Source organism: Burkholderia sp. ZZQ-2, assembly GCF_050768715.1.
GTDB lineage: Bacteria > Pseudomonadota > Gammaproteobacteria > Burkholderiales > Burkholderiaceae > Burkholderia > Burkholderia cepacia.
On record NZ_LDVA01000032.1, the window covers coordinates 1 to 3,313 of the forward strand.

Here is a 3,313-nt window from a genome sequence, read left to right on the forward strand (position 1 = left end):
GCCGTGATCGCGTCGGCGTGCCTGGCGGTGCTGACGGTGCTGGTGTTCTACGCGGTCGTGATGCGCTACGTGTTCGAGAACGCGCCGGATTTCGTGGAGCCGATCGCGCTGCTGCTCGTGATCGTGATCGCGATGTTCGGCGCGGCGATGAAGGTGCGCGACGGTGGACACATCGGCCTCGATTCGCTCGTGCGCCGGCTGCCGCCCAAGTCGCGCACGGTGGTGATCGCGATCCAGCACGTGAGCCTGATCGCGTTCGCGATCATGATCATGGCCGGCTGCGGCAGCATGGCCGCCGAGACGATGGGCGACCGCATTCCGATCATCGGTCTGCCCGAAGGCGTGCGCTACCTGATCGCGATGCCGGCCGCGATCGCCATCATCCTCTTCTCGCTCGAGCACCTGCTCGCGCTTCGTCGTTCTTCGCCGGGGCAATAACGCCATGGAACTCGCGATCCTGTCCGTCAGTTTTCTGATTTTCCTCGTGCTCGGCGTGCCCGTGTCGTTCGCGCTCGGCATCGCCTGCGTGCTGACCTATATGGTCGAAGGCCTGCCGATCGCGACCGCGATGCAGGCGATGATCTCGGGGATGAATGCGTTCTCGTTCCTCGCGGTACCGTTCTTCATCTTCTCCGGCGAACTGATGCTGCACGGCGGCATCGCGGACCGGATCCTGCGCTTCGCGCAGGCGACCGTCGGCCACTTCCGCGGCGGCCTCGGGATGGCGAACGTCGTCGCCTGCACGCTGTTCGGCGGCGTGTCGGGCTCGCCGACCGCCGATACGTCGGCGATGGGCGGCGTGGTGATTCCGCTGATGAAGCGCGAAGGCTACAGCGCCGCGTACGCGGTCAACGTGACGACGCATGCGTCGCTCGCCGGCGCGCTGATGCCGACGTCGACCAACATGATCATCTACGCGTTCGCCGCACAGGGCATCACCGGGATGCTGCACGGCCAGCCGGTGAGCGGCGTGTCGATCGGCGACCTGCTGTTTTCCGGGCTGCTGCCGGTGTTGTGGGTGATGGGTTTCGTGCTCGCCGCCGCGTACTGGCAGGCGGTGCGCCACGGCTACCCGCGCCGTGAAGACGGTTCGTCCGCGCTGCCCGCGTTTCCCGGCTGGTATGCGGTGCTGCGCAGCTTCGTCGGCGCGGTGCCCGGGTTGATGGTGATCGCGATCATCCTCGTGTGCGTCGCGAAGGGGATCGCGACCGCGACCGAAGCCGCCGCGATCGCCGTCGTGTACTCGCTCGTGCTGACCGCGGTCGTGTACCGCACGCTGACGGCCGCGAAGCTGCGCCGCGCGCTGTCGCATGCGGCGCGCACGACGGGGGTCGTGCTGCTGCTGATCGCGGTGTCCAACATGCTGCGCTTCCAGATGTCGTACCTGGAGATTCCGGATGCGATCGAGGGGCTGCTGAAGCAGTCGACTGCCGCGCCGTGGCTGATGCTGCTGTACATCAACATCATCCAGGTGTTCCTCGGCACGTTCGTCGACATGGCCGCGCACATCCTGATCACGACGCCGCTGTTCCTGCCGATCGCGATGGCGTGCGGTGTCGGGCCGGTGCAGTTCGGGATCATGCTGCTGCTGAACTGCTCGCTCGGCCTCGTGCATCCGCCGATCGGCTCGGTGCAGTTCGTCGGCTGCGCGATCGGCAACGTGTCGATCGGGGAGACGACGAAGATGGCGTGGCCGTATTACCTCGCGATCTTCAGTGCGATCAACATCGTCACTTACATGCCGTTCTTCTCGACCTGGCTGCCCAGCCTGATCAGCGGGCACGCGGTGTTCTGATCGTATGCGTCGCCTGACGCGGCGCCGGACGACCGAGGGTGTCCGGCGCCGCGTTCGTTTGCGCGGTGCCCTTTCAATTCACCGGAGCGCACATGCCCGCTCAATCCTGCCGCGCCTCCGGTTCTCCGTTTCCATCGGCCGACCGTTCGTCGCGCCGATCCGCCAGCTCGCGCCACAGCGCCGGGCGCGCATGATCGCGGGGCGGCAGCGGGATCACGTAGGCCACCCCTCGCACGTTGATCACGGCTCCCGAGTCGGGCAGCGTGGCCGGAATGCCGGAGAGCGGCGGGTCGGTATCCGGTTCGGAAGCCATACCCGGGCCGGGCGGGTGTCGAAGCATCATGCGATTTCTCCCTGGCGCCGCGAATCGGCGCATCAATAGCGGACCCGCCCGATCAACCCCAACGGATCGACGGCGTGCTGGATGACGGCGGCGAGTTCCCGTTGCGCGGCCGGCACGTGCTTGCGGTAATACGCGACGTTGACCGGCCCGACGCCGTGCTCCGCGCTGAAGCAGCCGCCGGCCCGCACGACGCGCTCGTACAGCGCGCCGCGCAGCGCCACCTGCTGCAGCGGCCCGTAGCGCTCCGCGTCGGCGTGGGGGATCGACACGACGAGATGGCAGCCGCCGTCGCCGAAATGACCGAACGCGTGACAGCGCAGCGACGGATGCGCCGCCGTGATCCATTGCTCGGCATCGGCGACGAATGCGGCCAGCGCGCCGCGCGGAAACGACACGTCGAACGACAGCGGAATGCCGTGCTGCGCAACCGCGACCGGCAGTGCATCGCGGATCCGCCAGAACCGTTCGGCCGGCGCACAGGCCGCGTCGAGCACCACGCGTTCGCCTGCCAGCGTGTCGAGCGTCGCAATCGTGCGTTCCTCGAGCAGCCCGTCGAGCCCCGGCATGCCGGTCGCGATCTCGACGAGCGCGTAGCATGCGGCGGCGTCGGCTTCAAACGGAATGCGCAGCGCCGGAAACGCGGCGGCGACGCAGCCGACGGCCGCGGCCGACATGAATTCGAACGCCGACAGCATCTCGCCGAACGCACGCTCGAACGCGAGCAGGCCGGCGAGCGCCGCGTCGTACGACGCAAACGCGACGAACGCGGCACACGACGACCGTTCGAGCGGCGCGAGCGCGAACGACACGGCCGTCACGAGCCCGTGGGCGCCGTTCGCGCCGATGAAGCATTGCGTGACGTCGAAACCCGCGTTGCGCTTGCGCAGCGGCGCGAGCGCGTCGATCACGGTGCCCGCCGCATCGGCGAGCACGACTTCGACGCCGAGTACGTTGCGGCGCACGTCGCCGTACTTGATCAGCCGGCTGCCGCCCGCGTTGGCGCCGACGAGGCCGCCGGCCGCCGGATCGCTGCCGAGGTCGACCGGCAGGCAGAGGCCGGCGTCGGCCGCCACGCGGTTGATGTCGGACAGCCGCGCGCCGGCCTCGACCGTGATGCTGCGATTCGCCGCGTCGAACGCGCGAACGGCGCGCATCCGGTCGAACGACACCACGCA

At 68.5% G+C, this 3,313-nt stretch carries 4 protein-coding genes; 2 read left to right on the forward strand and 2 right to left on the reverse strand.

Annotated elements, in window-relative coordinates:
* Both ABY44_RS00835 and ABY44_RS00840 read left to right on the forward strand, forming a co-directional pair.
* The coding region (locus ABY44_RS00835) for a TRAP transporter small permease (protein WP_431640738.1) at positions 1-438 on the forward strand (438 nt) is incomplete at its 5' end.
* 4 nt (positions 439-442) lie between these two features.
* Positions 443-1,795 carry a TRAP transporter large permease gene (locus ABY44_RS00840; protein WP_060170270.1) on the forward strand — a complete coding sequence of 451 codons (1,353 nt, stop codon included), beginning with the start codon at positions 443-445 and terminating at the stop codon, positions 1,793-1,795.
* Positions 1,796-1,895: 100 nt separating this feature from the next.
* Here the strand turns inward: ABY44_RS00840 and ABY44_RS00845 are convergent, their stop codons facing one another.
* Both ABY44_RS00845 and ABY44_RS00850 read right to left on the reverse strand, forming a co-directional pair.
* The gene (locus tag ABY44_RS00845; protein WP_230948787.1) at positions 1,896-2,108 is read right to left on the reverse strand and encodes a hypothetical protein; all 213 of its coding nucleotides are present in this window, start codon (positions 2,106-2,108) and stop codon (positions 1,896-1,898) included.
* A gap of 62 nt (positions 2,109-2,170) precedes the next feature.
* Positions 2,171-3,313: FAD-binding oxidoreductase (locus ABY44_RS00850; protein ID WP_431640740.1), on the reverse strand; the 1,143-nt coding region annotated here is incomplete at its 5' end.